This window comes from Psychrobacter piscatorii (genome assembly GCF_001444505.1).
In the GTDB taxonomy this organism is placed as follows: domain Bacteria; phylum Pseudomonadota; class Gammaproteobacteria; order Pseudomonadales; family Moraxellaceae; genus Psychrobacter; species Psychrobacter piscatorii_B.
Window position 1 is genome coordinate 1 of sequence record NZ_LNDJ01000039.1, and the last position, 709, is coordinate 709.

Below are 709 nucleotides of genomic sequence, written 5' to 3' on the forward strand. Positions count from 1 at the left end.
AATCACCTCAGACTTATAAAGCCCGTTGACCGTTTCAGCTAATGCATTATCGTATGAATCGCCTGTCGTACCGACAGAAGCTATAACACCGCATGTAGCCATTTTATCAGTATAGCGAATGGATAAATACTGAACCCCTCGATCACTGTGATGAATAACATCTTTGGGATAGTTTCTATCTGCTATTGCTTGATTTAACGCCGCCATCACCATATTCGTGTTCATACGATTAGATACCTTCCAACCAACGATAGCACGGGCAAACACATCAATAATAAAAGCGGTATAGACCCAGCCGCTCAATGTCTTGATATAAGTAAAGTCTGCCACCCAGAGCTGGTTAGGGCGATGAGCGCTAAAGTTACGATTGACTAGGTCATCAGCACGCTTTTGATCATCACGGCTGTGAGTTGTTATTTTACCCTTACCGCGCCAGACACCTTGTAGACCATGCTGTCTCATTAAACGCTCTATGGTACAACGAGCAACCTTTAACCCGTCAACTTTCATCTGCTGCCATACTTTACGCGCACCATAGCGGCATTTGCTGTCCTGCCAGATACGTTTAATCTCGCTGATGTAAAAGTCGTCATGTTGACTGCGCAGTGAGCGTTTTTCAGGGTAGCTCTCCAAGTCTTTAGTACGGTGATAGGTTGACGGGGCAATCGGTAGTACTCTACAAATCAGCTCGACCCCATAACTACCTCTA

Annotated in this window: 1 protein-coding gene; it reads right to left on the minus strand. The window is 45.1% G+C overall.

All coding sequences use genetic code 11. The features are described from left to right. The coding region (locus AS194_RS02180; RefSeq protein ID WP_058023844.1) for an IS3 family transposase at nt 1–709 on the minus strand (709 nt) is incomplete at both ends.